The organism is Streptomyces sp. NPDC051913 (assembly GCF_044593635.1).
In the GTDB taxonomy this organism is placed as follows: domain Bacteria; phylum Actinomycetota; class Actinomycetes; order Streptomycetales; family Streptomycetaceae; genus Streptomyces.
The window spans coordinates 273,330-299,287 of sequence record NZ_JBIUCI010000013.1 but is presented as its reverse complement, the minus strand read 5'-3'; the positions used below and the strand labels follow the sequence as shown (position 1 = coordinate 299,287).

25 protein-coding genes are annotated in these 25,958 nt (G+C 71.3%); 11 read left to right on the top strand and 14 right to left on the bottom strand.

What is annotated here, in order from left to right; genetic code table 11:
- A partial coding sequence (locus tag ACIHIX_RS33970) for a DUF4162 domain-containing protein (protein ID WP_399962992.1) occupies window positions 1-381 on the top strand: 381 nt, incomplete at its 5' end.
- Entirely contained in the window at window positions 378-1,166 is a 789-nt protein-coding gene (locus tag ACIHIX_RS33965; protein WP_399962990.1) for an ABC transporter permease, read from the top strand. The genes ACIHIX_RS33970 and ACIHIX_RS33965, both read left to right, overlap by 4 nt.
- A 79-nt stretch (window positions 1,167-1,245) precedes the next feature.
- On the opposite strand, the gene purU is transcribed toward ACIHIX_RS33965, so the two are convergent.
- Together purU and ACIHIX_RS33955 are read right to left on the bottom strand one after the other, a co-directional pair.
- Entirely contained in the window at window positions 1,246-2,127 is an 882-nt protein-coding gene (gene purU / locus ACIHIX_RS33960) for a formyltetrahydrofolate deformylase (protein WP_399962988.1), read from the bottom strand.
- A gap of 46 nt (window positions 2,128-2,173) precedes the next feature.
- On the bottom strand, window positions 2,174-2,674 hold the full coding sequence (locus tag ACIHIX_RS33955) for a hypothetical protein (RefSeq protein WP_399962986.1): 501 nt from the start codon (window positions 2,672-2,674) through the stop codon (window positions 2,174-2,176).
- Window positions 2,675-2,791: 117 nt separating this feature from the next.
- Between ACIHIX_RS33955 and ACIHIX_RS33950 the strand changes: the two genes are divergently transcribed.
- On the top strand, window positions 2,792-4,099 hold the full coding sequence (locus ACIHIX_RS33950) for an ABC transporter substrate-binding protein (protein ID WP_399962984.1): 1,308 nt from the start codon (window positions 2,792-2,794) through the stop codon (window positions 4,097-4,099).
- 27 nt (window positions 4,100-4,126) lie between these two features.
- On the opposite strand, the gene ACIHIX_RS33945 is transcribed toward ACIHIX_RS33950, so the two are convergent.
- Both ACIHIX_RS33945 and ACIHIX_RS33940 read right to left on the bottom strand, forming a co-directional pair.
- On the bottom strand, window positions 4,127-5,812 hold the full coding sequence (locus tag ACIHIX_RS33945; protein WP_399962982.1) for a hypothetical protein: 1,686 nt from the start codon (window positions 5,810-5,812) through the stop codon (window positions 4,127-4,129).
- Between the two features lie 202 nt (window positions 5,813-6,014).
- Window positions 6,015-7,400 carry a transcriptional regulator gene (locus ACIHIX_RS33940; protein WP_399962980.1) on the bottom strand — a complete coding sequence of 462 codons (1,386 nt, stop codon included), beginning with the start codon at window positions 7,398-7,400 and terminating at the stop codon, window positions 6,015-6,017.
- A gap of 256 nt (window positions 7,401-7,656) precedes the next feature.
- On the opposite strand from ACIHIX_RS33940, the gene ACIHIX_RS33935 reads away from it, so the two are divergent.
- From ACIHIX_RS33935 to ACIHIX_RS33925, 3 genes are read left to right on the top strand one after another with little or no spacing between them, the layout of a single operon-like run.
- On the top strand, window positions 7,657-8,319 hold the full coding sequence (locus tag ACIHIX_RS33935; RefSeq protein WP_399962978.1) for a bifunctional DNA primase/polymerase: 663 nt from the start codon (window positions 7,657-7,659) through the stop codon (window positions 8,317-8,319).
- A gap of 20 nt (window positions 8,320-8,339) precedes the next feature.
- Window positions 8,340-9,113 (top strand): ABC transporter ATP-binding protein, encoded by a 774-nt coding sequence (locus ACIHIX_RS33930; protein ID WP_399962976.1) that lies wholly within the window; start codon window positions 8,340-8,342, stop codon window positions 9,111-9,113.
- Window positions 9,110-10,702: a transporter gene (locus ACIHIX_RS33925; protein ID WP_399962974.1), complete on the top strand. Its 1,593-nt coding sequence runs from the start codon at window positions 9,110-9,112 to the stop codon at window positions 10,700-10,702. Before ACIHIX_RS33930 ends, ACIHIX_RS33925 begins: the two co-directional genes overlap by 4 nt.
- A 13-nt stretch (window positions 10,703-10,715) precedes the next feature.
- Here ACIHIX_RS33925 and ACIHIX_RS33920 read toward each other — a convergent pair whose 3' ends face one another.
- Together ACIHIX_RS33920 and ACIHIX_RS33915 are read right to left on the bottom strand one after the other, a co-directional pair.
- Window positions 10,716-11,669 (bottom strand): alpha/beta fold hydrolase, encoded by a 954-nt coding sequence (locus ACIHIX_RS33920; protein ID WP_399962972.1) that lies wholly within the window; start codon window positions 11,667-11,669, stop codon window positions 10,716-10,718.
- A gap of 604 nt (window positions 11,670-12,273) precedes the next feature.
- On the bottom strand, window positions 12,274-12,966 hold the full coding sequence (locus tag ACIHIX_RS33915; RefSeq protein ID WP_067020955.1) for a metal-dependent transcriptional regulator: 693 nt from the start codon (window positions 12,964-12,966) through the stop codon (window positions 12,274-12,276).
- Window positions 12,967-13,215: 249 nt separating this feature from the next.
- Between ACIHIX_RS33915 and ACIHIX_RS33910 the strand changes: the two genes are divergently transcribed.
- The gene (locus ACIHIX_RS33910) at window positions 13,216-13,971 is read left to right on the top strand and encodes an SIS domain-containing protein (RefSeq protein ID WP_399962969.1); all 756 of its coding nucleotides are present in this window, start codon (window positions 13,216-13,218) and stop codon (window positions 13,969-13,971) included.
- Window positions 13,972-14,100: 129 nt separating this feature from the next.
- Here the strand turns inward: ACIHIX_RS33910 and ACIHIX_RS33905 are convergent, their stop codons facing one another.
- From ACIHIX_RS33905 to ACIHIX_RS33895, 3 genes are all read right to left on the bottom strand, one after another.
- Window positions 14,101-15,516 carry a PAS domain-containing protein gene (locus ACIHIX_RS33905; protein ID WP_399962967.1) on the bottom strand — a complete coding sequence of 472 codons (1,416 nt, stop codon included), beginning with the start codon at window positions 15,514-15,516 and terminating at the stop codon, window positions 14,101-14,103.
- 177 nt (window positions 15,517-15,693) lie between these two features.
- The gene (locus ACIHIX_RS33900) at window positions 15,694-16,143 is read right to left on the bottom strand and encodes a GNAT family N-acetyltransferase (protein WP_399962965.1); all 450 of its coding nucleotides are present in this window, start codon (window positions 16,141-16,143) and stop codon (window positions 15,694-15,696) included.
- A complete protein-coding gene (locus ACIHIX_RS33895) occupies window positions 16,136-16,558 on the bottom strand; it encodes a RidA family protein (RefSeq protein ID WP_399962963.1) in 423 nt (140 codons plus the stop codon). Before ACIHIX_RS33895 ends, ACIHIX_RS33900 begins: the two co-directional genes overlap by 8 nt.
- 72 nt (window positions 16,559-16,630) lie before the next feature.
- Between ACIHIX_RS33895 and ACIHIX_RS33890 the strand changes: the two genes are divergently transcribed.
- A complete protein-coding gene (locus tag ACIHIX_RS33890) occupies window positions 16,631-17,515 on the top strand; it encodes a LysR family transcriptional regulator (RefSeq protein WP_399962961.1) in 885 nt (294 codons plus the stop codon).
- Here the strand turns inward: ACIHIX_RS33890 and ACIHIX_RS33885 are convergent.
- Window positions 17,499-18,392 (bottom strand): LysR family transcriptional regulator, encoded by an 894-nt coding sequence (locus ACIHIX_RS33885; protein WP_399962959.1) that lies wholly within the window; start codon window positions 18,390-18,392, stop codon window positions 17,499-17,501. The two genes, ACIHIX_RS33890 and ACIHIX_RS33885, sit on opposite strands and share 17 nt — an antisense overlap.
- Window positions 18,393-18,518: 126 nt before the next feature.
- Between ACIHIX_RS33885 and ACIHIX_RS33880 the strand changes: the two genes are divergently transcribed.
- On the top strand, window positions 18,519-19,430 hold the full coding sequence (locus tag ACIHIX_RS33880) for an SDR family oxidoreductase (protein WP_399962957.1): 912 nt from the start codon (window positions 18,519-18,521) through the stop codon (window positions 19,428-19,430).
- A 507-nt stretch (window positions 19,431-19,937) separates the two neighbouring features.
- Window positions 19,938-20,966: an isopenicillin N synthase family dioxygenase gene (locus tag ACIHIX_RS33875; RefSeq protein ID WP_399962955.1), complete on the top strand. Its 1,029-nt coding sequence runs from the start codon at window positions 19,938-19,940 to the stop codon at window positions 20,964-20,966.
- A 25-nt stretch (window positions 20,967-20,991) separates the two neighbouring features.
- On the opposite strand, the gene ACIHIX_RS33870 is transcribed toward ACIHIX_RS33875, so the two are convergent.
- Window positions 20,992-22,095, bottom strand: a complete 1,104-nt coding sequence (locus ACIHIX_RS33870; protein ID WP_399962953.1) for a citrate synthase 2 — start codon at window positions 22,093-22,095, stop codon at window positions 20,992-20,994.
- A 223-nt stretch (window positions 22,096-22,318) separates the two neighbouring features.
- Here ACIHIX_RS33870 and pdxH point away from each other — a divergent pair, with 223 nt between their 5' ends.
- Window positions 22,319-23,017: a pyridoxamine 5'-phosphate oxidase gene (gene pdxH / locus ACIHIX_RS33865; protein ID WP_399962951.1), complete on the top strand. Its 699-nt coding sequence runs from the start codon at window positions 22,319-22,321 to the stop codon at window positions 23,015-23,017.
- Between the two features lie 11 nt (window positions 23,018-23,028).
- Here pdxH and ACIHIX_RS33860 read toward each other — a convergent pair whose 3' ends face one another.
- From ACIHIX_RS33860 to ACIHIX_RS33850, 3 genes are read right to left on the bottom strand one after another with little or no spacing between them, the layout of a single operon-like run.
- Entirely contained in the window at window positions 23,029-23,667 is a 639-nt protein-coding gene (locus tag ACIHIX_RS33860; protein ID WP_399962950.1) for a TetR/AcrR family transcriptional regulator, read from the bottom strand.
- Window positions 23,655-24,389, bottom strand: a complete 735-nt coding sequence (locus tag ACIHIX_RS33855; protein WP_399962948.1) for an enoyl-CoA hydratase family protein — start codon at window positions 24,387-24,389, stop codon at window positions 23,655-23,657. The genes ACIHIX_RS33860 and ACIHIX_RS33855 overlap by 13 nt, the downstream gene beginning before the upstream one ends.
- Window positions 24,386-25,954: a 4-coumarate--CoA ligase family protein gene (locus ACIHIX_RS33850; RefSeq protein WP_399962946.1), complete on the bottom strand. Its 1,569-nt coding sequence runs from the start codon at window positions 25,952-25,954 to the stop codon at window positions 24,386-24,388. The genes ACIHIX_RS33855 and ACIHIX_RS33850 overlap by 4 nt, the downstream gene beginning before the upstream one ends.
- Window positions 25,955-25,958: the final 4 nt, after the last annotated feature.

The window sequence follows — 25,958 nt, the reverse complement described above, 5'->3', positions numbered from 1 at the left end:
TTCCTCACCACCCAATACCTCGAAGAAGCCGACGAACTCGCCGACCGCATCGCCGTCCTGAACAACGGCAAGATCGCCGCCCAAGGCACCGCCGACGAACTCAAACGCCTCATCCCCGGCGGACACATCCAACTCCGCTTCACCGACCCCACCGCCTACCGCACCGCCACCTCCACCCTGACCGAGGCCACCCCGAACAACGAAAACCTCACCCTGCGCCTCCCCAACGACGGCAGCCAGCGCCAACTCCGCACCCTGCTCGACCAACTGGACACCGCAGGCATCGAGGCCGACGAACTGACCGTCCACACCCCCGACCTCGACGACGTCTTCTTCGCCCTCACCGACGACACCAACCACCTCAAGGAGACGGTCCGATGAGCACCTTCGCCCTCGCCGTACGCGACAGCTCCACCATGCTGCGCCGCAACCTCCTGCACGCCCGGCGCTATCCGTCGCTCACCCTGAACCTGCTGCTCACGCCGATCATGCTGTTGCTGCTGTTCGTCTACGTCTTCGGCGACACCATGAGCGCCGGCATCGGCGGCGGCGCGGACCGCTCCGCCTACGTCGCCTATCTCGTGCCCGGCCTGCTGCTCATGACCATCGGGTCCACCACGATCGGCACGGCGGTCTCCGTCTCCAACGACATGACCGAGGGCATCATCGCCCGCTTCCGCACCATGGCCATCCACCGCGGCTCGGTCCTCGTCGGACACGTCATCGGCAGCGTCCTTCAGTCGGTCATCAGCGTGGTCCTCGTCGGCGCGGTCGGTGTCGCCATCGGCTTCCGCTCCACCGACGCCACCGTCCTGGAATGGCTCGCCGCCTTCGGACTGCTCACCCTCTTCGCCCTCGCACTCACCTGGATCGCCGTCGGCATGGGACTCGTCAGCCCCAACGCCGAAGCCGCCTCCAACAACGCCATGCCGTTGATCTTCCTGCCGCTGATCTCCAGCGCCTTCGTGCCGGTCGACGCGATGCCGGGCTGGTTCCAGCCCATCGCCGAGTACCAGCCCTTCACCCCGGCCATCGAGACCCTCCGCGGACTCCTCCTCGGCACCGAGATCGGCCACAACGGCTGGCTCGCCCTCGCCTGGTGCCTGGGGCTCGCGGTGCTCGGCTACCGCTGGTCGACCGCGAGGTTCGACCAGGACCCGAAGTAACGACCCCATCGGAAAGGGCGGCGTACCCCGACATCACGTCGGGGTACGCCGCCCGTTCGTCCGTGTGCGAGGTCGGCCGCTACGCGAAGACGACCGTCCGCCGCCCGTTCAGCAGGATCCGCCGCTCCGCGTGCCACTTCACCGCACGCGCCAGCGCCTGGCACTCCACGTCCCGCCCGATCGCGACCAGCTGGTCCGGCGTGACGTCGTGACCGACCCGCTCGACCTCCTGCTCGATGATCGGCCCCTCGTCGAGGTCGGCGGTCACGTAGTGCGCCGTTGCGCCGATGAGCTTCACGCCCCGGGCGTGCGCCTGGTGGTAGGGCTTGGCGCCCTTGAAGCTCGGCAGGAACGAGTGGTGGATGTTGATGATCCGCCCGCTGAGCTGCTTGCACAGGTCGTCGGAGAGCACCTGCATGTACCGGGCGAGCACGACGAGCTCGACGTCCCGCTCGCGCACCAGCTGGAGCAGCTCCGCCTCGGCCTCGGCCTTGTTCTCCCTCGTCACCGGAATGTGGTGGAAGGGGATGTCGTACGACCCCACGAGCTCGGCGAAGTCGGTGTGGTTGGACACCACGGCGGCGATCTCCACGGGCAGCGCGCCGATCCGGGCGCGGAACAGCAGGTCGTTCAGGCAGTGCCCGAACCTGCTGACCATCAGCACGACCCGCATCTTGTCCTCGGCCCGGTTGATCTGCCAGTCCATGTGGAAGGCGTCACCGATCGCCGCGAAACTCGCCCGCAGCTTGTCCACCGTCACCGGCTCCTCCGCCGAGAAGTGGACGCGCATGAAGAACAGACCCGTGTCGTGGTCGCCGAACTGCTGGCTGTCCTCGATGTTGCAACCGGTCATGAAGAGGTAGCTCGACACGGCGTGCACGATGCCCTGCTTGTCGGGGCAGGACAGGGTGAGGACGTACTGCTCGGCCGGGGCCGCGGCTCGGGTGGACTGCTCGTTCATGCAGCACAGGGTCGCATATCCACCGGGAACGCAGTGACCGAGTCCGTCACGCGGACCGGGTCATGATCTGCAGCACGTGGAGCGAGCGTGGCGGTGCGTCCGGGTCCTCGCCGTCGGCCGTCGCCATGCGTACATGCGCGTCCCGTGCCGCCCGCACCGCGTCCGGCCAGCCCGGGTTCTGCATGTACACGGAGACGGGGGCGTCCGGACCGGCCTGGTGCATGATCCGCAGCACGCGCAGGACGGCGGTGTCGACGAGGGCCGCCTCCTGGGAGTCCCGGAAGATCGTGCCGACGTATTTCTCGGCGGACCAGTTGTCCAGCCAGGTGTCCTCGACGAGGCGGTACACGGCGTCGGTGACGTCCCCGTATCCCTCGACGCCGGCCAGCCAGACGTCGCGCTGGAACCCGGGGTCGGAGAGCATGTGCAGCGCGGAGCGCACATTGCTGCGCCAGCGCCACCACGGCATGTCGTTCAGTGGCATAGCGCCCATGGTGGATGAGCGACGGCCGCGACGGGAAGAGTTCTCCGAACCTTGCACGGTCATCGATCGTACGTTCCCCGTCCCACGCGCCTCACCGGCCCCCGCAATTCACCTGCACGTCACCAACCGTTGACCGTGCGTCACTCCCAGGTTGGCGATGTGGCGGAAGCGTGTGTGCCCATGACCGGCAGGCGACGCATCCGCAGCACCTTCCTCCCCACGTTCACACGGCCCGTCAGAGCGACCGCCCTCGCGGCGGGGGCCCTGGCGGCGTGTGCGTCACTCGTCGCCGGCTGCGGGGTCGTCCCCGGTGTCACGGGGGGCACCGGGGACGAACCGATCAAGATCATGACCTGGGCCCCGATGGACACCAACGCGACCAACAAGCCCGGCATGCCCGCCCTCGCCCAGGCCTACGCCCGCTGGATCAACTCCCGGGGCGGCATCAACGGCCACAAGCTCGCCATCCTGGTCTGCAACGACCGGAACGACACCGTCACCGCCGCCAAGTGCGCCCAGCGCGCGGCGGACGAGGGCGTCGCCGCGGTCGTCGGCTCCTACAGCCAGCACGGAGACGCGTTCTTCCCGACCCTGGAGAGCGCCGACATCCCCTACATCGGCGGCTACGGCATCACCAACTCCGAGTTCGAGAGCCCGCTCTCCTTCCCCGTCAACGGCGGTCAGTCGACCCTGCTGGCCGGGCTCGGCAAGGAACTCGCCGGCGCCTGCGGGCCCGTCGCCCTGGTCCGGCCCGACTCCATAGCGGGCGACGAACTGCACGTCATGATCGACTCCGGCCTCAAGGCGGGCGGCCACCCCGCCGCCGCGGACCAGCTGGCCGACGAGGACGCCACCGAGTACTCCGCCCCGTCCGAACGCGCCCTCGACCACACCACCACCGACCCCGCGAAGAAGGGCTGTGTGGTGCCCGCCCTCGGCGACCACACCGGCACCTTCATGGACTCCTTCCGGCGTTCGCGCGAGGACTACCCGGCCGTCCGCACGGCCACCGTGCTCGGCAGCGTCGACCAGACGGTGATCGACGCCTCCGGGGGCCTGTCGGGGCCGTACGAGGGGTCGTACATCACCAGCTGGTACCCGCCCTCGACCGACCGGCGCTGGAACGCCATGAAGAAGGTGATCGGGAAGGAGGCCTTCGGCGACAACCGCATCGACCCCGCGGACGCCGGAGTGCAGACCACCTGGATCGCCTACACCGTCCTCAGGGCCGTCCTGGAGTCGCTCGGCGACGGCGAGGTCACCGGCACCGCCATCCGCAAGGCCCTCAACGGCGGTCTGAAGGTCGACACCGGCAGCCTCACGCCGACCCTCAACTGGGAGTACGAGAACAGCCTCGCGGGTATCGGCCTGACCCGCCTCGTCAACACCGACGTGACGCTCCAGGTCGTCCGCAAGGGCCGCCTCGTGGCCGCGCACCCCGGCTTCACCGACGTCCGCAGGACGCTGGCGACCGCCGAGGTCAACTGAGCCGACCGCACCCGGCCGCCGCGACGGCTACAGCTGGGTGTAGGTGCGCTCGGTGAGGCCGTACGTCCTCGCGATCGCGTTCCACAGCCGGGCGGCCGTCTTCTTCTGCGTGGTCGCCTCGCCGCTCGACTGGTTGCCCGCCAGGGTCTGCGGGGTGGAGCGCGCCTGGCCCTTCTTGCAGCCCTTCTTGTTCGAGGCGACCTGGTCCGCCCACGCCGCGTAGTGGTTGTCGGCCGAGGCGGACGCCTTCCACGCCTTGGTGAGGGCGGTGGTCAGCTCGGAGTGGTTCGCGAGCTTGTCGACGGAGAGCGCGGACAGGCTGGTCACCAGGTCGTTGCGCTGGGTCGCGGCGTTGCGCAGATCGGTCGCCGCCTGACCGAGGTCCTTGCACGCCTTCACATCACCGACCGCGCTGATCACGGACGCCCGGCTGTCACCGCTGTCGGCCAGCAGCTTGTCCAGGGCGACCGCCTGCTCCTTCGCCGCGTCGGTCGACGGTGAGGCGGAACCCTCGGTCGCCGGGGCGGTCGCGGACACGGGCTTGTTGTCGTCGGCCTTGTCGCCACCGCCACCGCTCGCCAGCAGCGCGCCCGCCCCGATGCCGAGAACGGCGATACCGACCCCGACGGCCGCGATGGCGGGCACCCGCGACCGGGTACGCCCGCTGCGGTCCCGCTCGTCGGCCTGCACCTGTCCGGCCCGCCGTCCGGGACCGGGGGGCGGGACGTACGACGGCTGCGGCTGTCCCTGCGCCGGGTGGGCCTGCGCCGGCTCGAAGCGCGGCAGCTGCTGCGTGGCCCCGGCCGGGCTGTCCCCGCCGGGCCCGCTGCGGAAGAGGTTGTCGAACTCGGCGGGCGGCTGCCGCTCCCCGCCGTGCTCCCCGGTCACCGGCGCGATGAACTGCGTCGCCTCCGCGTCCGGCCCCGACACCGGAGGCATCGGCCCGGCACCCTGCGCCTGCGGCGGCTGCCCCAGGAACTGCGTGCGCTCAGCGGGCATCTCGGGCGGCAGGGCGCCCGGTCCGACCGGCGGGATGTACTGCGTGGCGCCCTCGTCGGCGGGCGGCAGGGGTACGCCGGTCGCGGCGCCGTACGGTTCGGCGGGGGCCGCGGGCATCGGCAGGGGCTGGCCCACCGGCGGCAGGTAGTAGGAGGTGGCCTGGTCGGCGTCGTACCCGGACGGCTGCGCCGGGGGGTTCTCCTGCGGCAGCGGCTGCGCGGCGGGAGGCGTGTGGGCGACCGGCGGCGGATAGTACGAGGCCGCCTGCTCGGCGTCGTACCCCGACGGCTGCGGCGGCGACGCCGGCGGCGTCTGACCGACCGGCGGCAGGTAGTAGGAGGTCGCCTGATCGGTGTCGTAGGCGGGCGGCTGCGCCTGGTACGGATCCGGCGCCTGGCCGTATCCCTGCTGCGCCTGCGGCTGCCCCTGGTACGCGTCCGGCGCGCCCCACGGCTGTCCCGGCGAGGCACCCCAGCCCTCACCGGGGCCCGGCTGCGGGGCCGGGGCCTGCTGGTCGGGCCCCCACGGTGTGCCCCAGGCCTGCGCGCCGGGCGGGGCGGCCGGCGGGGCGGTGGGCGCGGACGGCGGAGCGTGACCGCCCGCGGGTACGCCCGTCATGCCCGGCAGCAGCGGTTCGCCGCCGTCGGAGGGCAGCACGATGCCTTCGCGCGCCACGCGCGGCGAGGGCTCCTCGCCCTGTCCACTCTGCGTCACCGGGACTCCTACTAATGGGGGACCTTGTGAATCGTCGGCTCACGCTACCGGGTCCCCCGAGCCCGGTGCCACGCAGCACGGGACGTGACCTGCGTCCCTGTGACCGCGGTAACAGAACCGGGCCCGCATCCGCTCTATAAGCCCTCCTTTCTGCCCAAGAGCCTTCGTTTCCCGGGAGTTCACACCCCCGTACCCACGGATTTCACGCGGCGGCCTGAAGCTCCAGCCTGGCACCGAACTCCCGTACCACAGGCTCGTCCCGGAAGGGTTCGAGGCGCTGCTGGAAGTCGTCGAGATACTCGGCACCCCGGTTGGACCGGACCGTCTCCAGCAACTCCACGGCCTTCAGGCCGGTATGGCAGGCCTGTTCGATCTCGCGCTGCTGCACCTGCGCGGTGGCGAGCAGGACGTACCCGATGGCCCGGCGCCGCGCCTTCGTCTCCGGCAGCCCGGCGAGGGACTCCTGCGCCCGCCGCGCCGCCGCCTCGGCCTGGCCGAGGTCGCGGTGGCAGTGCGCCAACTCGTCGGCCAGATAGGCCTCGTCGAAGTGCGCGATCCACGCCGGGTCGTCCCCGGAGTTCACGTCCGCCGACTCCAGCGCGCTCACCGCCCGCCCGGACGCCAGCTGCGCGGCCCGCGCGTCGCCCATCAGCGCGTGCCCGCGAGCCTCCGCCGCATGGAACATCGCCTCCGCACGCGGCGTCGCGCGCCCCCGCGCCCCTTCCTGCGCCGCCCGCGCCAACTGCGCGATCTCGCGCGGGTTTCCGAGCTGCGCGGCGAGATGGCTCATGGAGGCGGCGAGGACGTACCCGCCGTAGCCACGGTCCCCGGCGGCCTGCGCGAGCCGCAGCGCCTGGATGTAGTACCGCTGGGCCAGGCCCGGTTGGCCGGTGTCGATGGCCATGTACCCGGCGAGCTCCGTCAACCGCGCGACCGCGGCGAACAGTTCCCGCCCGACGGCCTCCCGGTACGAGCCCGCGAGCAGCCCGCTCACCACACTGTTGAGGTAGTGCACGACGACCGGCCGCACATGCCCGCTGCCGTACTGGTGGTCGAGGTCCACGAGGGCCTGGGTCATCGCCCGCACGGCCGCCACGTCGGACTGCCCCACCCGAGGCCCCGCCGAACGCGCCACCTGCGAGTCCGGCGACGAGATCAGCCAGTCGCGGCTCGGCTCGACGAGCGCGGACGCGGCCACCGACGAACCGGACAGGAAGTCCCGCCGCCCCACGTCACTGCGCCACAGCTCACAGACCTGCTCGATGGCACCGAGCACGGTCGGCGAGAACTGGAGGCCGACCCCCGAGGCGAGGTTCTTGCCGTTGGCCATGCCGATCTCGTCGATCGTGACCGTACGGCCGAGCTTGCGTCCCAGCGCCTCCGCGATGATCGCCGGCGCCCGGCCCCGCGGCTGCTGACCGCGCAGCCAACGGGCCACGGACGTCTTGTCGTAGCGCAGGTCGAGACCGTGCTCCGCGCCGCACATGTTGACCCGGCGGGCCAGCCCGGCGTTCGAGCAACCCGCTTCCTGGATGAGCGCCTGCAACCGTTCGTTCGGCTGCCGCGCGACGAGAGGCCTTGCGGCCATGGCATACCCCCTGGGAACAACCCCTGAAGCGAAAAGATCCGGCCGTGAAGATCAATGCCCCGCGGACATACCGGTAATGCGAGGCATGCGAGGATTGCCGGGGTAAAAGACGGAAGCCACCCCGTAGTGGGCTACCCACGTCCGGCGACAGATCCTCCCGCGCGCCCCCACACGTGCATCCATGCGCCCCAGATGCGGAATCGATGCCCCTCCCCCGCGCGCGTTACGCCCGTAACTCCAGGTGGGTGGGGGAGTTGTGTTCATCGTGGAAGAGACGATCGCGGGCACCGAAGCCGCTCAGATTCCGAAGCAGCGCGGCGAATCGCTGCTGGAGACAGCCGTACGCTACGCCGAGGAGCGCCACTGGGACGTCTTCCCCGGCACCTGGCTGGAAGCCGTCGACGGGGTGCAGCGCTGCTCCTGCGGTGACGCGGCGTGCGCCGCACCCGGCGCGCACCCGGCGCGGGAGGACTGGGCGACGCAGGCCACGGGCAGCGCGACCGTCGCGCGCCGGTTGTGGTCCAAGCAGCCGCTGGCGTCGATTCTGCTGCCCACGGGGCGTACGTTCGACGCGGTGTCCGTCCCGGAGACTGCGGGGTTTCTCGCACTGGCCCGAATGGAGCGGATGGAGTTGACGCTGGGGCCGGTGACCTTGTCGCCGGATCGCCGGATGCACTTCTTCGTTCTGCCCGGGGCGTCTGTGAAGGTGCCGGAGCTGGTGCGGAAGCTGGGGTGGACGCCGTCGTCTCTCGACCTGGTGGCGTTGGGTGAGGGGGCGTACGTGGCCGCTCCCCCCACTCGTTACGGGTCGCGTGGAGCTGTGCAGTGGGCTTGTCGGCCCACCCCGGCGAATCGGTGGCTGCCGGATGCGGAGGAGTTGATCTCGCCGCTTGCTTATGCGTGCGGTCGGGATCGATAGCCTTTTGTAGGTTGGCATGCATGACGTCGGCCGTGAGTGTGCGTGGGCTTTGGAAGCGGTTCGGGCAGCAAGTTGCCGTAGCCGGGATCGATCTCGAACTCCCTGCTGGGAAGTTCATCGGGCTGGTCGGGCCCAATGGAGCCGGGAAGACCACCACCCTCTCCATGATCACCGGGCTGTTGCGACCCGATCAGGGGTCCGTCTCCGTCGTCGGGCATGACGTCTGGCGGGATCCCGTCGAGGTGAAGGCGCGGATCGGGGTCCTCCCCGAAGGGCTGCGGCTCTTCGAGCGGCTGTCGGGCCGCGAACTCCTCGGCTACTCCGGGCGGTTGCGGGGGCTGCCCGGGGCCGAGGTCGACAAACGGGCCGCGCAACTGCTCGACGTGCTGGACCTGGCCGGGGCCCAGCACAAGCTGGTCGTCGACTACTCGACCGGTATGCGGAAGAAGATCGGGCTCGCGGCCGCGCTCCTCCACAACCCCGAAGTCCTCTTCCTGGACGAGCCTTTCGAGGGCGTCGACCCGGTGTCCGCCCAGACCATCCGCGGGGTGCTGGAGCGGTACACCGCCTCCGGCGCCACCGTCGTCTTCTCCTCGCACGTCATGGAACTCGTCGAGTCGCTGTGCGACTGGGTCGCCGTGATGGCCGCGGGCCGCATCCGGGCCCACGGCACGCTCGCCGAGGTGCGCGGCGAGGCGCCCTCGTTGCAGCAGGCGTTCCTTGAGCTGGTCGGGGCGCACGGGCGGGACGCCGGCTCCGATCTGGACTGGCTCGGCGGCGGGGCGGCGCGATGAGTGCCGACGTCACCGCCGTCGTCGTACGGCTGAAGCTGTCGTTGCTGCGCAACGGACTGCGGCAGTCCGGAGGGCGGCGGGCCGCGTATGTCGCGTCGGCCGTCGTCACGCTGCTGTTCGCGGCGCTCCAGCTGATCGGGCTGATCGCGTTGCGGGGCAACGAGCACGCCGGATCGGTCGCGGTGCTGCTGGTGGTGGTGCTGGCGGCCGGCTGGGCGGTGATGCCGCTGTTCTTCCCCGGCGGGGACGAGACGCTCGATCCGACCCGCCTGGTGATGCTGCCGCTGCGGCCCCGGCCGCTGGTGCGGGCGCTGCTCGCGGCCTCGCTGGTGGGCATCGGGCCGCTGTTCACGCTGTGCCTGCTCGTCGGCTCCGCGGTGGCGGTGGCGCACGGCGCGGTGGCGTACGTCGTCGCCGTCGTCGGGGTGGTGCTCGCGCTGCTGGTGTGCGTGGCGCTCGCGCGCGCCGTCGCCGCCGCCAACATCCGGCTGCTGACCAGCCGCAAGGGGCGGGACCTGGCCGTGCTGAGCGGCCTGGTGATCGCCATCGGGGCGCAGCTCGTCAACTTCGGTGCGCAGCGCCTGGGTTCGAGCGGACTCGAACAGCTCGACCCCATCGGGGACGTGCTGCGCTGGGTGCCGCCGGCCTCCGCGATCGGTGCCGCGGACGCGGCGAGTTCAGGGGCGTACGGCGTCGCGGCCGCGCAACTGGCCCTGAGCGGAGTCGCTTTGGTAGCGCTGCTCGGACTGTGGTCGCGGCACATGACGCGGCTGATGGTCTCGCCCGACGGTTCCACGCTCCAGCCCGCCACCGAACCGGCCGCCCGCGAACGGGCGTCGACCGGGCTGGCGCGTCTGCTGCCGGGCGGGCGGACGGGCACGGTGGTCGAGCGCAGCCTGCGCTACATCTGGCGGGACCCGAAGACGAAGGCCGCGTGGGTGACCTCGCTGGCCATCGGCCTGATCGTCCCCGTGTTCAACGCCCTTCAGGGCACCGGCTCGATCTACTTCGCGTGCTTCGCCGCGGGGATGCTCGGCATCCAGATGTACAACCAGTTCGGGCAGGACACCTCCGCGTTCTGGATGGTCGCGATGACCATCTCCTCGCCCCGGGACGCCTACGTCGAGCTGCGCGGCCGGGCCCTGGCGCTGCTGCTGATCACCCTGCCGTACGCGACGCTCGTGACCGTCGTGACGACGGCGATGCTCGGCGACTGGGCCAGGCTGCCCGAGGCGCTCGGCCTGTCCTTCGCCCTGCTGGGCGCGATGCTGGCGACCGGCGCCTGGACCTCGGCCCGGTTCCCGTACTCCATCCCGCAGGAGGGCTACAAGAACGTGGCCCCCGGTCAGACCGGGCTCGCCTGGATCTCCATCTTCGGCGGCATGATCGCCGCCGCGCTGCTGTGCGCGCCCGTGATCACGCTGGCGATCTGGCTGAACGTGGTCAGGGACGGCGACCGGTGGAGCTGGGTGCTGCTGCCGGCGGGGGCGCTGTACGGGGCGGCGATCACGCTGGCGGGACTGCGGGCGTCGGCCCCGAGGACGGCGGCCCGGCTCCCGGAGATCCTGGCGGCGGTGAGCAAGGGGTGAGGCCGAGGGCCTCCTACCGCTCCTGTTCTCCGAACAGGCCGTCGATGAACGGCTCGACGGCCGCGCGCCAGGCGTCCGGCTGGTCGTAGTGGACCAGATGCCCGGCGTCCGCCACCTCCGCGTACTCGCCCCGGGGCAGGACGCGGACCATCTCCTGCGCCTCCGCCCGCCCCAGTTCGCCGTCGAGACCGCGTACGACCAGCGTGGGGCAGCGCACCTGCGCCAGCTCCTCCCAGTGCGCGTCGTACACCCAGGTCTCGCGGGACTTCAGCATCTGCTCCGGCTCGAAGACCGGACGCCAGCCGTCGGGCGACTCGGCCATCACCTCGGCGTAGAACTCGCCGCGGGCCGGGTTCGGCCGCTCCACCCAGGGGTCGTCCTCGCCGAACCACTTCCGTACGTCGGCCAGGGTGGCGAAGGGGAGGGGCCAGGACTTGAACCAGTCGGCCCACTCGCGCTGCGAGGCCGCTCCCAGGGCGGAGGCCCGCATGTCGCAGATGATCACGCCGGAGACCAGGTCGGGCCGTTTCGCGGCGAGCTGCCAGGCGGTCAGAGCGCCCATGGCGTGGCCGATGAGGACGGCGGGGCCGAGGCCGAGCTGTTCGAGGGCCGCCTCGGCGTCCTCGACGTAGGCCTCGCGGGTGAAGGAGGCCCTCGGGGGCTTGTCGCTGCGGCCGTGCCCGCGCTGGTCCAGGGCGACGGCCCGGTGGCGCTCGGACAGCCAGCGGGCGGTGGGGGCCCAATGGGAGGCGCGGCCCATCAGGCCGTGCAGTAACAGCACGCCGGGCGAGCGGTCGAGGGCACCCTGGGCGGTCCGCTGCCCGGCCCGCCGGCCGGCCGCGCCGCCCTGTTCCCGTACGCCGTGCTCCCTCGGCTCCGCCGTCGGGTCGGGCTTGGGAGGGTCGCCGAACTCCCAGGCGGCAAGGCGTACGCCGCCTGCCCCGGTCACGTCGATGCGCCGCGCCATTGGTCCTGGCACCCCCCTAGCTCCGCTCGGACCGCTTGCTCCCGCTCAGCCGGCCGGTCCTGTGAACCATGTCTGCCTTGCCCTGCCTGACGTGCTCGCTGTCGCGCCGCCGCCCCTCCCTGAAGCGCACGTTCCGCCCGGCGTGTCACTCCGAGGCTATCGAATGCCTATTCGAAAATGCGTCCTCCGCCGACAACACCCCTCGTTCGAGTGACCTCCCTCAGGGATTGATCGCCGACGCCGAGGGGAGATCTTCAGCGGGAGGCGGACCGCTCGGGGAAATCGGTCCGAGGGGAATGACCCTGAGAGCTCGGGGCTCCGGGTCAGCACAGGGGAGGACAGGCCCCGGCGCCACCTGGCGCCGGGGCCCTCCACACGTCTGCGGCACATCATCCCCGCCCCCTCAGGTCATATGCCTCACGCGACAGCCTGGCACGCGAGGCGTCCGAGCGCTGCGATTCGACGCACTGAATCTTCGAATCTGCTTCACATCGACCCCGCATCCACGAGATCACCGGGACACCACAACCACCCCAGCCGCCCCAGCGGTTGGCCGCCGGAGAGAGGGAAGCGGCCGGCCCGCCCGAGAGAAGGGGCCCGACGCTCAGCGCTTGGCCACGAACACATGCGAGGCGACGTCCGCCTCCAGCTCCGCCGCCTCGCCGCCGCTGCCCACCAGGACCCCGCCGGCCGACTCCGTCACGCTCACCACCGAGCCGGGCTGCACGCCCGCGCGACGCAGCGTGTACATCAGCTGGGCATCGGTCTGGATGGGCTCGCCGATACGGCGCACCACGACCGTCTTGCCCTCCAGGCCCGGGTCGAGGTCGGCCAGCGAGACCATGCCCTCGTCGAGGAACGGGTCGGCGCCGTCCTTCTCGCCGAGCTCCTCCAGACCGGGGATCGGGTTGCCGTACGGCGACTCGGTGGGGTGGCGGAGCAGCTCCAGGACGCGGCGCTCGACGGCCTCGCTCATCACGTGCTCCCAGCGACAGGCCTCGGCGTGGACCTGCTCCCACTCCAGACCGATCACGTCGACCAGGAGACACTCGGCGAGACGGTGCTTGCGCATCACGCGCGTCGCCAGCCGGCGCCCCTCGTCCGTCAGCTCCAGATGCCGGTCGCTCGCCACGGACACCAGGCCGTCCCGCTCCATCCGCGCCACCGTCTGGGAGACGGTCGGCCCACTCTGGTCGAGCCGCTCGGCGATCCGGGCGCGCATGGGGACCACACCTTCCTCTTCCAGTTCGAGGATGGTGCGGAGATACATCTCCGTGGTGTCGATCAGTCCGGACATACGTGCCCCTCGATTAGCTCTGCGATTAGCTCTGCCGGAAGCGCGACCACTCCGCGGCGCGTGCGCTGGCCCTGACCTCAATTCTGACGCATACCACTGACAACCGTGCCGCGCCGGTGAAACGAACCGGTTTCGTCGGCCTTCCGGCCACCATGGAACGCCCTTCCCGGGCCTTCGGTCGGCCGTATTGACACCGCACTGGTCCAGACCGCACGGTGATCCGCGACACAGCCAACCGAAGGGGTTCGTATGAGCGACGGCACGCCCGCCGACCGGTTCCTCGACGCCGCCATCGGCCTGCTGCAGCGGGTCCGCGACGAGGAGGCGGAGTCCATCGCCGCGGCCGGCACGCTCCTCGCCGACACCGTCGCCGCCGGCGGCCGGCTCTTCGCCTTCGGCGCCGGGCACTCCTCGCTCGCCGCGCAGGACGTCGTCTACCGCGCGGGAGGCCTCGCGCTGATGAACCTGCTCGTCGTGCCGGGGGCCGTGGGCGTCGACGTCATGCCGGCCACACTGGGCTCCGCGCTGGAGCGGGTCGACGGTCTCGCCAGCGCCGTCCTCGACTCCTCCCCGCTCCGCGCGGGCGACGCCCTGGTGATCATCTCCCTCTCCGGGCGCAACGCGATGCCGGTGGAGATGGCGATGAGCGCCCGCGCGCGCGGCGTGAAGGTCATCGGCGTCACGTCGGTGGCGTACGCCACCGAGACCCGCTCCCGGCACTCGTCCGGCACCTACCTCAAGGACCACTGCGACGTCGTCCTCGACTCGAAGATCGCCATCGGCGACGCGGAACTCACCCTCGACACGGTCCCGGCCCCCTTCGCCCCCGCGTCGACCGTGGTGACGTCCGCCCTGATGCAGACCATGGTGGCCACGGCGGCGACGTCCCTGGCCGAGCGGGGCCTGGAACCCCCGATGCTGAGGTCGGGCAACGTGGACGGCGGACTGGAGTGGAACGACCGCGTGTTCGAGGAGTACGGGGACAGGATCTTCTACCGGCGCTAGGACACCCAGCTGCGGGCAGTCGTACCGCTGAGGCGGCACGCGTGGGCGCAGCGGCACCCCGCAAGCGCGGGCGAGTGAAACCCACCCCGCCCAGCCTCCACACCGGGCACCCGCGGACCGACGCTCAGCTCACCCCCGTAGCACCCCCGCCAGATCCAGCGCCGCAGCGATCCGCAACGCCACGTCCTCCGCGTAGGCCGCGTCGGACCGCTCGAACGGACTCCGCCCAGCCCCCCGCAGAAACGTCACAGCCCCCAGCGTCCGCCCTCGACTCCGCAGCACCGCACACAGCGCGTGCACCGCGTCCCCCGGCCACTGCCGCGCCACCGCCCACTCCCGCGCCCGCTCCACCGGCACCGAGCCCACACTCGCCCGCACCGACCCGACCCGCTCCACGCACTGCAACGCCGGATGCCCCTCCGCATACCGCACCGGCAACCCCGCCTGCCCGGTCAGCAGGCTCGGCCCCGGCGCCCCGGAGGGAGTCGCGGCGACCCGGACCAGCCGTACCGGCACATCCGAGTCCCCGTCGGCCAGCGACCCGGTCCCGGCCACCCGGTCGATCAGCGCGTGGTCCGCGAAACCGGCGAGCGCGAAGTCCAGATGGATCGTCGCCGCCTCCGCCGGATCCTCGCACTCGGCGGCCGCACGGGCCGCACGATGCAGCTGGTTGCCGCGGAAGCGCAGCAGGGACGCCTCCTGCTCGGCCAGCTTGGCCGCGGTGACGTCGTTGAACAGCCAGCCCACGCCCAACGGCACGGGCTCCTCCGCGAGCGGCGAGGCCAGCCGTACGAAGCCGCACCGCCAGCAGCGCCGCTGCTCGCCCTCCGGCGTCCGCACACTCACCCAGATCTCCGCCGGAGCGGGCGGCGCGCCCTCCGCCAGCACATGCGTGAGCGCGCTCTCCAGCTCCTCCACGCCCTGCGCGAGCAGCTCGCCCAAGGGCCGCCCCAGCACCGACGTACGCCCGATGCCCAGGGCCCGCGCCGCGTGCGCGTTCACCACCGCGGGCCGCAGATCCGCGTCCACGAGCACGACACCCCAGCTCGCGTCCTCGAACAGCGCCTCGCTCAGCGCGATCGACCGCTCCAGGTCGATCTGCGCGTGCACCTCGCTGAACGCGCAGTACACCCCCGCGGGCTTGCCGTCCGGACCGCGCACGGCGGCCGACTGCGTCCGTACGAGGACCCGCCCGCCGTCCTTGGTCAGCAGCGCGAACTCGTGCACCTGCCGCCCGGGAGCCTCCATGGCGGACATCAGCCGCCCCTCGACCTCCTCGGCGTCGGCCTCCCGCACGGCCCACCCGGCGAACCCCTGCCGCCCCACGGCCTCGGCCGCCGTCCACCCCAGAATCCGCTCGGCCTCACGGTTCCAGTGCGTGACGACGCCGTCCGCGTCGAAGGCGCACAGCGCCGCGTCCATGCCGTCGAGCAGGGCGGCCAGCAGATCCGAGCCGTCCCGCTCGGGCTGGTCCGGCTCGTCGGGCCGCTCGGGCTCGTCCGGCCCCAGCTCGTCGGTGGTCCCACTACGCCTGGAAGCACTCACCTGGACCCCCTGCAGGCTGCGTCCGTCCGTACGGCACGTCGGTTCGCTCACTTGCAATCATCTAACTGGAACGTGACGCAGCACACACCGAGTTCCCACAAGTTGGGGGAATCGTTGTACGCCGCTCCTGTCTCTGCTGGTACGGCCGCCGGCATCTGCGCCGGCACCCGGGAGCGCCTAGGGCAGCCGGAGATCGACCCACAGGTCGCTCTCACCGTCGAGCACATACCGCTCGACCTCGACGAACCCCTGTTTCCCGGCGAAGCGCAGACCGTCCTCGTTGACGGCCAGCACACATGTCTCGATCGTCCTCGCGCCCAGTACGCGCGCGTGGGCGAGCCCGTTCTCGTAGATCGCCGTCCCGTACCCGCGCCGCCGGTACGCGGGCAGCACGCGCGCGATGACGGTCGCCACCGCGCCCTCACCCTCCGGCGGGCGCACGGTGGAACAGCCGACGAGGACGTCACCGGCGTACGCGTTCTCCAACCGGTAGCGCGTACCCCGCTCCCGCACCGCGTCCAGGCCGAGCGGGTCGGCCGGGATGATCACGTTGTGGACATACCGCCACTGTTCGAGCATGGCGTCACCGACCGCACGCTCCACCCGGACTATCGGAAGATCAGACACGCTCTCCACTTCCCCGCCGCGCGTACACCTCAATCTCGATCTTCATACGAGGATCCGCGAGCCCGCACATCATCATCGTCGCCGCCGGCCGCACCTGCCCGAACACCCGCCGCAGCACCGGCCAGCACGGCTCGAAGTCCGCACGCTCGGGCAGCAGGTACCGCACCCGCACCACGTCCGGGAAACCGCTCCCGGCCTCCTCCAGAGCCGCCCCGATGTTCCGCAGACACTGCTCGGCCTGCTCGACGACGTCGTCCGAGATGGTCATGGTCGCGTAGTCGAATCCGGTCGTCCCCGAGACATGCACCCAGTCACCGTCGACCACGGCACGGGCGTACCCGATCTGCTCCTCGAACACCGAACCACTGAGAACCGCACGCCGCTTCGTCTCTCGCTTCGTCTCTCGCTCCGTCATCCGCCGAACGCTAGGTGAGCAGGGCTTATACGTCGAATATGAAGTGCCGGATGAAGTGATATCCATGGAGATATGGAGCAGCGACCGGAACTCTCCCTCCCCCCACTCCACGCCTTCGCCGTCCTGGCCGAGGAACTGCACTTCGGGCGGGCCGCCGCGCGGCTCGGCATCGCCCAGCCGCCCCTCAGCCAGCAGATCCGACGCCTGGAGGACAAGGTCGGTGCCCCACTCCTCACGCGCCCGCCGGGCCCCGTCGCCCTCACCCCGGCCGGCCACGCACTCCTCCCCGCCGCCCGACAGGCCCTCGCCGCCCTCACCGAAGGCCTCGCGGCGGCCCGCGCGGCGGCAACCGGCCGGACCGGCACCCTGCGCCTCGGCTTCGCCGCGTCCCTCGCCCTGACGCTGCTGCCGGAGCTACTGCGCACGTACCTGGACCACTATCCCCAAGTACGCCTGGACATCCGAGAGATGACCACCGCACCCCAGCTCACCGCCCTGCGCGAGGGAGACCTGGACGTCGGCCTCCTGCGCGAACCCCCGCCCGACGACCCCGACTTGTCCTTCCGCACGATCCTCACGGAACCCTTCGTGGCCGTACTGCCCCGCGCCCACCCCCTGGCGGCCCACCGCACGCTCACCCCGGACCAGTTGGCCGAGCACCCCTTCGTCCTCCTGCCACGCGAGGCGGGCCCCGGACTCCACGACCGCATCACCGACCTCTGCGCCCCGCGCGTCACCCAGCACGCCACCGAGTGGCAGACCGTCTGCGCCCTCGTCGAGACCGGCCTCGGCGTCTCGCTCGCACCGGCGAGCATCCGCCGCATCCGGCTCAAGGGCGTCGCCTTCCGACCCCTCACCGGCACGAACGCGCGGACCACGGTCGCGGTGGCCTGGCGCGGCGACGACGACAGTCCGCTCGTCGCGAACCTCCTGAAGACGATCACGCACCCGGGATGAGCTGATCCCGCGCCACCTTGCGGAAGGCCGTCACCAGACGGTTGCGGTCATCCGCACGGGTTGCCACGACGACATGACTGGGCTCGACACCGTCCAGCGGAACCATGGTCAGATCGGGCCGCAGAACCCGCCCCACGGACTGCGCGGCCACGGCCAACGACTCACCGGACGCCACGAGTTCGAACTTGTCCTCCACCGCCTCGATGAGCGGCCCGTCCGGCGCCGGACGCCCGTCCGGACGCGGCTCGAACCGCCAGAACGCGCTGCGCACCGGATCCGCCGTACGCGGCAGCCGCTCGTCGGCGATGTCGTCCAGGGTGACCGACTCCTTGCCGGCCAGCCGATGGTCCAACGGAACGATCAGCACACGCGGCTCGTCGTAGAGGACCGTCACCCGCAGCCGGTCGGTCGGGAACGGCAGCCGCGTCACCACCGCGTCGACCCGGTGCTCCAACAGGGCGTGATGTACGTCGTCCCAGGCCAGGTGGGCGGTCAGCACCTCGGCGTCCGGATGCCGGTGCCGTACCGCCCGGACCGCCGGGGTGACGATGATGCCCGAGGTGAAACCGACCGTCATCCGATGCGGCTGAGCAGCGGCACGCGCGCGTACGGCCGCCTGAGCCGCCGCACGCAGCAACGCCAGCGCCTCCGGCAGGAAAACCTCCCCCGCCTCGGTCAACCGCGTCCCCTGCGGCGTCCGGTCCAGCAGCCGCGCCCCCAACTCCCGCTCCAGCCGCTGCACCTGGCGGCTCAGAGAGGGCTGGGTGATGTGCAGCGCGTCGGCGGCACGACCGAAGTGCCGGTGCTCGGCGACGACGGTGAAGTACCGGACGAGACGGAGATCGAGGTCCACGGAGATCGGCTGGAAGTCGGCCATACAACGAGCCTAGCTGCGGTGATGCCCAGATCGCATTGCCGTATACGAAAGAGGCTTTGGACGCGGGTCCGCTCCGGCGCGGACGCTGGAGGCATCCCGAACTCCATCCCTCTGGGGGGCATCAGCATGCGCGTATTCGTCACCGGCGCGAGCGGTTTCGTGGGCACCGCAGTCGTCCGTGAACTCATCGGCGCCGGACACGAGGTCGTCGGCCTGGCCCGCTCCGACTCCTCCGCGGCGGCGTTGCGGACCGCCGGCGCGGAGGTCCATCGCGGCGACCTGGACGACCTCGACAGCCTGCGCAGGGGCGCCGAATCGGCCGACGGCGTCATCCACACCGCCTTCAAGCACGACTTCTCGAACATCGCCGCCTCGGGCGTGATCGACCTGCACGCCATCGAGGCGATGGGCGCGGTGCTGGAAGGCACCGGCAAGCCCTTCGTGACCACATCGGCGTTCCTGGTCGAGCCCGGCATCCACGCCACGGAGGAGGACCCGGCCCACCCGGACTCCGTGGCGCCCTTCCGCGTCCCCTCCGAGGAGGCCACCCTCGCCCTCGCCGACCGCGGCGTACGCACCAGCGTGGTCCGCCTTCCTCCGTCCGTCCACGGCCCCGAGGACGGCGCCTTCGTGCCCAGGTTCATCGACACGGCCCGCGAGAAGGGCGTCTCCGCGATGATCGAGGACGGCACCAACCACTGGCCGGCCGTCCACCGCCTCGACGCGGCCCGCCTCTACCGCCTGGCCCTGGAGAAGGCCGCCCCGGGCACCCGCATCCACGCGATCGGCGACGAGGGCGTACCCCTGCACGACATCGCGACCGCGATAGGCCACGGCCTGGGCGTCCCGGTCCTCCGCCTACCGCGCGCCGAAGCCACCGCCCACTTCGGCTGGATCGCCCACTTCGCCGCCATGGACCTCCGCGCCTCCAGCACCCTGACCCAACAGCGCCTCGGCTGGAAGCCGGAACAGCCCGGCCTGCTCGCGGACCTGGCGGAGGGGCACTACTTCGAGGAGGGGCGCAGGAGCATCCTCTGAGCCCTGGGCGGGCGGAGCGATTCAAAAAAAGAGGTTGATCGGGCGCCGACGGCTTCTTAGGCTGCTGCTACTTCAGAAGGGAGGTGGTTCGGCAGATGTATTCATACCGGACGGAAGAGGTGGCTGCGGGCTAGCGGCCCGTCACCACATTTTGTGCGGTGCCGGACCAGCACGCGACAGACGTGTGCAGCCGGCCCAATCCCAAGCAGTCACCCGACCCGCGAGCTCGCCGGTACGTCCGGCCGGCTCCCCCGCTGAGGCGGGGGGACCCGAGTTCGCGGGTCGTCTGCGTTGTCAGGGAGCGCAGGATTTACGCGAGTGACCTGCGCCACCCGCGATTCTTGCGGCACGCAGTACCCTGACCCCATGCTTTCGCTCGTTCGACGCCGCCACGTGGACTACGTCCGCGTCACGAGCATGGGCTGTCGACGCTCCATCTGAGCCTCCAGCCCCTCTGCGCAGCCATCCGCTGCCGCGTTTCTCCCTCTCACCCTTTGCGGACGCACCATGACCAACGTGTCGACGAATCCGTCGTACCAGCAGCTCCCGATCATCGATCTCTCGGCCGCCGACCGCGGTCCGCAGGCCCTTGCGCTGCTGCATGCCCAGTTGCACAGTGCCGCCCATGACGTGGGGTTCTTCCAGCTCGTCGGGCATGGGATCAGCCAGGCCGAGACCGACTCCCTGCTCTCCGCCATGCGGAGGTTCTTCGCACTGCCCGAGCGGGAGCGGCTGGCCATCGACAACGTGCACTCGCCCCACTTCCGGGGGTACACCCGCACCGGTGACGAGCGCACCGGGGGCAGTCGGGACTGGCGGGATCAGCTGGACATCGGGGCCGAGCGGGCGGCGCGGATACCCGGGGCCGGTGAGCCGGCGTACTGGTGGCTGGAGGGGCCCAACCAGTGGCCCGAATCGCTGCCCGAGCTGCGGACCGCCGCGCTCGCCTGGGTCGAGCGGCTCAGTTCCGTCGCCGAGCGGCTGCTGCACGAGCTGCTCGCCTCCATCGGGGCGCCGGCGGACTTCTACGACCCGATCTTCGGGGAGCGCGCTCATCCGCATCTCAAGCTCGTGCGGTATCCGGGGAGTGCCGGTGACGGCGCCGATCAGGGGGTTGGCGCGCACAAGGACTACGGGTTCCTCACCCTGCTCCTTCAGGACCAGGTGGGTGGCCTCCAGGTGCAGCGTGAGGACGGGCTCTTCCATGACGTGCCGCCGTTGGAGGGGGCCTTCGTCGTCAATCTCGGGGAGCTGTTGGAGGTGGCGACCAAGGGGTATCTGGTCGCCACCAACCACCGCGTCGTCTCCCCGCCCGGCGCCACCGAGCGGTTCTCCGTGCCGTTCTTCTACAACCCGCGGCTGGACGGGCGGGTGGAGCCGCTGCCGTTCGCGTACGCCTCCGCCGCGCCCGGTGTCTCCGACGACCCCGCCAACCCCCTCTTCGCCGAGTACGGCTACAACGAGCTGAAGGGCAAGTTGCGGGCGCATCCGCTGGTGGCGGAGCGCCATCACGGGAGCCTCTTGACTCCGGCGTGAACGGCGCGCCCCTCAGCCAGTCATCTCACTGGGCGGCGATGTTCCCGTACCCCTCGATGTCCTGAGGGCTGCGCACTCCCGGCCCCACATAGCGAGCCGAGGGCCGGACCAGGCGCCCCGTCCGCTTCTGTTCCAGGATGTGCGCGGACCAGCCGGCGGTGCGGGCGCACGTGAACATGGATGTGAACATGTGCGCCGGGACCTCGGCGAAGTCCAGCACGATCGCCGCCCAGAACTCGACGTTCGTGGCCAGGACGCGGTCGGGGCGGCGGGCGTGGAGTTCCGCCAGGGCCGCCTTCTCCAGCGCCTCGGCGACCTCGAAGCGCGGCGCGCCCAGTTCACGCGCCGTACGCCGCAGCACGCGCGCGCGGGGGTCCTCGGCGCGGTACACCCGGTGGCCGAAGCCCATCAGGCGTTCGCCCTTGTCGAGGGCCTGCTTGACGTACGCCTCGGCGTCGCCGGTGCGCTCGATCTCCTCGATCATGTGGAGCACGCGGGAGGGGGCGCCGCCGTGCAGCGGGCCCGACATGGCGCCCACCGCACCCGACAGGGCCGCGGCCACGTCCGCGCCGGTGGAGGCGATGACCCGGGCCGTGAAGGTGGACGCGTTCATGCCGTGTTCGGCGGCTGAGGTCCAGTACGCGTCGACCGCCGCGACATGCTTGGGGTCGGGTTCGCCGCGCCAGCGGATCATGAAGCGTTCGACGACGGACTGGGCCTTGTCGATCTCGCTCTGCGGGACCATGGGGCGGCCCTGGCCGCGGGCGGACTGGGCGACGTAGGACAGGGCCATGACGGCGGCGCGGGCGAGGTCTTCGCGGGCCTGGGCCTCGTCGATGTCGAGGAGGGGCCGCAGGCCCCATACCGGGGCCAGCATCGCCAGCGCGGACTGGACGTCGACTCGGATGTCGCCGGAGTGGACGGGGATCGGGAAGGGTTCCGCGGGCGGCAGGCCGGGGCGGAAGGCGCCGTCGACGAGCAGGCCCCAGACGTTGCCGAACGAGACGTGCCCGACGAGATCCTCGATGTCGACGCCCCGGTAGCGGAGTGCGCCGCCCTCCTTGTCCGGTTCGGCGATCTCCGTCTCGAACGCGACGACTCCTTCGAGGCCAGGTACGAAGTCGGACATCAGGCGGCTCCTCATGATGTGTGCGACGGGTGACGCCGACGGATCCACGGCCTGTGCGGGGCTCGCGGTCCTGGGCGGTCATCCCAGTGATGCCCCGTTGGGTCGGCGGTCACCCCACGGGGGTGGCATCTGCACCATATCCCCGAGTGCCACCCTTGGGCAGGGTTCGCGGCACTCAGTGCCACCTTCCGTGGAGTGACGTTCGATACGGCAAGATGACCACGTGACCGACGCAGACGCCGTCTCCCGAGGGGCCGAGACCGCTCCCGAGACCGCTCCCGACCCCGCCTCGATGCGTAAGCAGTACCGGGCCGAGGGGCTCTCCCAGGGTGAGCTGGCCGCCACTCCGGTGGAGCAGTTCGCGCGCTGGTTCAAGCAGGCCGCGACGGAGGCCCATCTGTTCGAACCGAACGCGATGGTGGTGTCGACGGCGGACGCGGAGGGGCGGCCGAGCGCGCGGACGGTGCTGCTGAAGCAGTTCGACGAGCGGGGGTTCGTCTTCTATACGAACTACGACTCGCGCAAGGCGCGTGATCTCGCCGCGAACCCGTACGTCTCGCTGCTCTTCCCGTGGCATCCGATGGCGCGCCAGGTGATCGTCACGGGTGTCGCGCGGCGCACGGGGCGGGACGAGACCGCCGCGTACTTCCGTACCCGGCCGCACGGTTCGCAGTTGGGCGCGTGGGCGAGCGAGCAGTCGTCGGTGATCGGGACGCGGGCGGATCTGGAGGCGTCGTACGCCGGGTTGGCGGCCCGTTATCCGGAGGGTGAGCAGGTGCCGGTGCCGCCGCACTGGGGTGGTTTCCGGGTGGCTCCGCAGGCGGTGGAGTTCTGGCAGGGGCGGGAGAACCGGCTGCACGACCGGTTGCGATACGTGGCGCAGGCGGACGGGAGCTGGCGGGTGGAGCGGCTCAGTCCCTGAGCTTCCGCTGCTCAGGCGGCCCTGAGCGCTGTCTCCAGCAGCGCCGTCCATTGCGCGACCACCTTCTCGCGGCGGCCCTTGTCGTCGGTGAGGAGGTTGGCCAGGCCCAGGCCGCGGGCCATGTCCAGCAGGCCCTGGACCGTCTCCCGTACGCCCGGCCTCGACTCGTCCGCGTCCAGCAGGTCCACCGCGATGCGGTGGGTCTCGCGGCCGACCCGGGCCTCCAACTCCGTCACTTGAGGGCGTAGTTGCTCCTCGTTGGAGGCGGCGACCCACAGGTGGAGGGCGGCCCGGAAGAGCGGGCCGGTGTAGAGGTCGACGAGGGCGGAGACGACGGCTCGGCGGTCGCCGGCCGCGGCGCCTTGCGGGAACAGGGCGCGGATCGCTTCGGAGCGTTCCTCGGCGACGTACTCCACCGCTGCCGTGAAGAGGTCCTCGCGGGTGGGGAAGTGGTGTTGGGCGGCGCCTCGGGAGACGCCCGCGCGTTCGGCGACGACGGAGACCGTGGAGCCCGCCCAGCCGTGTTCGGCGAGGCAGGCCACGGCGGCTTCGAGGAGCCGCTGCCGGGTGGCCCGGCTGCGGTCCTGTTTGGGGGTGCGGTCGCCCGGGGAACGGTCGGTACGGTCGCCGACCGTGCTCACAGCGCCCATGTGGGGTCCCGTCGTTCTAGAAAGGCCGTCATGCCTTCGCGGGCCTGCGCGGAGGCGAACAGGCGGGCCGAGAGCGCGGTGAGGTCGGCCGCGTCCCGGTCGAAGGCTTCCAGCACCCTAACCGTGAGCAGCCGTTTCGTCTCGGCCAGGGCCTCGGGGGCGGCTTTGCGCAGTCCTTCGAGGATGGGTTCGAGTACGGCGTCCACGTCGTCGCCCGTCGTGGTGAGCAGGCCGATGCGGGTGGCCTCGGCGGCGTCGAGGCGTTCGCCGGTGAGGTAGTAGCGGGCGAGGGCGCGCGGGTCGGTGCGGGGCAGGAGCGGGAGGGAGATGACGGCGGGGGCGACCCCGATCCGTACCTCCGTGAAGGCGAAGGTCGCCGCGGTGGACGCCGCCCCGATGTCGCAGGCGGCGAGCAGTCCGAGGCCGCCGGCGCGGACGTGGCCGGTGACGCGCGCGAGGACGGGTTTCGGTACGGCGACGATCTGGCGGAGCAGGCCGACCAAGGCGTCGGGGTGGGGCGGGTCCTTGAGGTCGGCGCCCGCGCTGAAGGTGTTGCCGGTGTGGGTGAGGACGACCGCGCGGACGTCGCCGTCCTTGTCGCAGTCGGTCAGCGCGTCCGTCAGCTCGCCGACCAGCGCGGCCGACAGGGCGTTGCGGTTGTGCGGGGAGTCGAGGGTGAGGGTCTCGACGCCTCGCGTGCGGGTGCGGTCGATCAGGGTCATGCGAGCTCCCTCAGTCGGCGGCGCAGGATCTTGCCGGAGGCGGCCCTTGGGACGTCGTCGATGAAGGTGACGTGGCGGACGCGTTTGTAGGGGGCGACGCGTTCGGCGACGTACATCATGACCTCTCCTTCGGAGAGGTCGGCGGCGGTGGGCTGGCGGACCACGTAGGCGTGCGGGACCTCGTTGTTGTCGTCGTTGTAGACGCCGATGACGGCGGCGTCGGCGATGCCGGGGTGGGTGAGGAGCAGGGCTTCGAGTTCGGCGGGGGCGACCTGGAAGCCCTTGTACTTGATGAGTTCCTTGACGCGGTCGACGATGAACAGCCAGCCGTCGGTGTCGACATGGCCGACGTCGCCGGTGTGCAGCCAGCCGTCGGTGTCGATCATGGCGGCGGTGGCGTCGGGGCGGCCGAGGTAGCCCTTCATGACCTGGGGGCCGCGGATGAGGATCTCGCCGGCCTCGCCGGCGCCGAGGTCCTTGCCGGGGTCGTCGAGGGAGACGATGCGCATCTCGGTGCCGGGGACGAGGCGGCCGACCGTGCCGGCGGGGGCCTCGCGCATGGCGTCCAGGGGGACGACATGGGTGCCGGGCGACAGTTCGGTCATGCCGTACGCCTGGCCGACCGGCGGCAGGTTCAGGCGCCGGGAGCAGGCGGCGGCGAGTTGGGCGTCGAGGGGCGCGGCGGCGCTGACGATGTGCCGCAGGGATGACAGGTCGTACTGCGCGACCAGCGGATGCTTGGCGAGGGCGAGGACGATCGGCGGGGCCACGAACAGGTCGGTGATGCGGTGGTTCTGGATGGCCGTGAGGTAGCCCTCCAGGTCGAAGCGGGGCAGGACGACGACGGTGGCGCCCTGCCGGAGCGGCGCGTTCATCAGGGCGGTCAGGCCGTAGATGTGGAAGAAGGGCAGGACGGCGAGGATGCGGTCGCCGGGTTTCGCCGGCATCAGCGGTTCCAGCTGGGCGAGGTTGGTGGCGATCTGGGAGTGCGTGAGCATCACGCCCTTGGGGACGCCGGTGGTGCCGGAGGAGTACGGCAGCGCGGCCACGTCCTCGACCGGGTCGATGGTGACCTGGGGCTCGGGGGCCGTGGTGCCGAGCATGTCGAGGAGGGAGCGGTGTCCGGGGGCGCTGTCGCAGACGAGGATCTCCTCGATGCCGCCGGAGAGTTCGGCCGCCCTGCGGGCCGTGCCGAGGAGGGGTGAGACGGTGACGATCCAGCGGGCCGCCGAGTCGGTGAGCTGTTTGGCGAACTCCTCCGCGGTGGCCAGCGGGTGCACGGTGGTGACGGAGGCGCCCGCGCGCGTGGCCGCGTAGAACGCGGTGGGGAAGGCGATCGTGTTCGGGCTGTGCAGGGCGAGCACGTCCCCCTTGCGCACTCCCGTCTCGGCCAGTCCCGCGGCCACGCGGCGGTGGAAGGCGTCCAGTTGGGCGTACGTGAGGGTGGTGCCGTCGGTGCCGTCGATCAGGGCGGGGGTGTCGCCGAACTCGGCGGCGCGGCCCAGCACGGCCTCGTGGATGGGGAGTTCGACGGTGGGGACGTCTGCGTACGCGCTGCGGAACATGGTT

Coding starts and splice junctions, on each gene's coding strand:
- ACIHIX_RS33965 (WP_399962990.1), top strand. CDS start 378: ATGAGCACCTTCGCCCTCGCCGTACGCGACAGCTCCACCATGCTGCGC.
- purU (WP_399962988.1), bottom strand. CDS start 2,127: ATGAACGAGCAGTCCACCCGAGCCGCGGCCCCGGCCGAGCAGTACGTC.
- ACIHIX_RS33955 (WP_399962986.1), bottom strand. CDS start 2,674: ATGACCGTGCAAGGTTCGGAGAACTCTTCCCGTCGCGGCCGTCGCTCA.
- ACIHIX_RS33950 (WP_399962984.1), top strand. CDS start 2,792: ATGACCGGCAGGCGACGCATCCGCAGCACCTTCCTCCCCACGTTCACA.
- ACIHIX_RS33940 (WP_399962980.1), bottom strand. CDS start 7,400: ATGGCCGCAAGGCCTCTCGTCGCGCGGCAGCCGAACGAACGGTTGCAG.
- ACIHIX_RS33930 (WP_399962976.1), top strand. CDS start 8,340: ATGACGTCGGCCGTGAGTGTGCGTGGGCTTTGGAAGCGGTTCGGGCAG.
- ACIHIX_RS33925 (WP_399962974.1), top strand. CDS start 9,110: ATGAGTGCCGACGTCACCGCCGTCGTCGTACGGCTGAAGCTGTCGTTG.
- ACIHIX_RS33920 (WP_399962972.1), bottom strand. CDS start 11,669: ATGGCGCGGCGCATCGACGTGACCGGGGCAGGCGGCGTACGCCTTGCC.
- ACIHIX_RS33915 (WP_067020955.1), bottom strand. CDS start 12,966: ATGTCCGGACTGATCGACACCACGGAGATGTATCTCCGCACCATCCTC.
- ACIHIX_RS33910 (WP_399962969.1), top strand. CDS start 13,216: ATGAGCGACGGCACGCCCGCCGACCGGTTCCTCGACGCCGCCATCGGC.
- ACIHIX_RS33895 (WP_399962963.1), bottom strand. CDS start 16,558: ATGACGGAGCGAGAGACGAAGCGAGAGACGAAGCGGCGTGCGGTTCTC.
- ACIHIX_RS33890 (WP_399962961.1), top strand. CDS start 16,631: ATGGAGCAGCGACCGGAACTCTCCCTCCCCCCACTCCACGCCTTCGCC.
- ACIHIX_RS33885 (WP_399962959.1), bottom strand. CDS start 18,392: ATGGCCGACTTCCAGCCGATCTCCGTGGACCTCGATCTCCGTCTCGTC.
- ACIHIX_RS33880 (WP_399962957.1), top strand. CDS start 18,519: ATGCGCGTATTCGTCACCGGCGCGAGCGGTTTCGTGGGCACCGCAGTC.
- ACIHIX_RS33875 (WP_399962955.1), top strand. CDS start 19,938: ATGACCAACGTGTCGACGAATCCGTCGTACCAGCAGCTCCCGATCATC.
- ACIHIX_RS33870 (WP_399962953.1), bottom strand. CDS start 22,095: ATGTCCGACTTCGTACCTGGCCTCGAAGGAGTCGTCGCGTTCGAGACG.
- ACIHIX_RS33860 (WP_399962950.1), bottom strand. CDS start 23,667: ATGGGCGCTGTGAGCACGGTCGGCGACCGTACCGACCGTTCCCCGGGC.
- ACIHIX_RS33855 (WP_399962948.1), bottom strand. CDS start 24,389: ATGACCCTGATCGACCGCACCCGCACGCGAGGCGTCGAGACCCTCACC.
- ACIHIX_RS33850 (WP_399962946.1), bottom strand. CDS start 25,954: ATGTTCCGCAGCGCGTACGCAGACGTCCCCACCGTCGAACTCCCCATC.